Here is an 883-nt window from a genome sequence, read left to right as displayed (position 1 = left end):
CCGGGGATACCTATCGATCGATCGAGGACGTTCAGGGCTCACTTTACAATGACAAGCTGACAGCAAACGGTAACTATAACGAAGTTTTCGGCTACGATGGTGACGACCTAATCGAAGGCGGAGCTGGTGGCGATTATCTGGACGGTGGCGCTGGTGCCGATTCCCTCAGCTACCGTGGGTCTGATGCCGGCGTTCAGATCAACTTGGCCACTGGTTCTGCTTCTGGTGGCGATGCACAGGGGGATCAGTTCACGCTTTTCGAGAATGTTTGGGGCAGTGATTTTGCCGATACGCTCACGGGCGACGCTGGAATCAACTTCCTTCGTGGTTTTCTCGGCAACGACCGGTCTTATGGTGGTAATGGCAACGATCGCCTTTTCAGCCATGAAGGGAACGATGTCCTCTATGGCGAGGTCGGCAACGACATCATGAGAGGCGGTACAGGAAACGACGTTCTGATCGGTGGCGCTGGTGCGGATGATCTCTACGGTGAGGCAGGCTCCGACCGGTTCGACTTCAACCTAACGACAGAAAGCACAGTCTCCTCGACGGGTCGAGACACCATTTTTGCCTTCCGCCATGCCGAAGGGGACAAGATCGACCTGTCGACCATAGACGCCAATACCGCCGCCGCAGGCAATCAGGCTTTTATCTTTACCGGTACCGCGGCTTTCTCAGGCATCAATGGTGAACTGCGCTACACAAAAACAGCGAGTGACACCTATGTCTATGCCGACGTGAACGGAGACAAGACCGCTGACATGGCAATCCACCTCGACCTTGCGGTCAACCTCCAGGCAAGCGATTTCATCGTTTAAAGCTGGCACTCGTTCTAACGAAAGCCCCGCTTCGGCGGGGTTTTCGTCGCGAACACACTTCCCGG

General features: G+C 55.3%; 1 protein-coding gene. It reads left to right on the top strand.

Translation table 11 applies throughout. The features are described from left to right. Positions 1-818 (top strand): calcium-binding protein (locus IB277_RS37610; RefSeq protein ID WP_305853054.1); only part of this gene is annotated, 818 nt, incomplete at its 5' end. Positions 819-883 lie beyond the last annotated feature (65 nt).

It is taken from the genome of Ensifer sp. ENS07 (assembly GCF_014852185.1).
GTDB lineage: Bacteria > Pseudomonadota > Alphaproteobacteria > Rhizobiales > Rhizobiaceae > Ensifer > Ensifer adhaerens.
The sequence above is the reverse complement of the archived record's forward strand: the minus strand, read 5'-3'. Positions and strand labels throughout refer to the sequence as shown.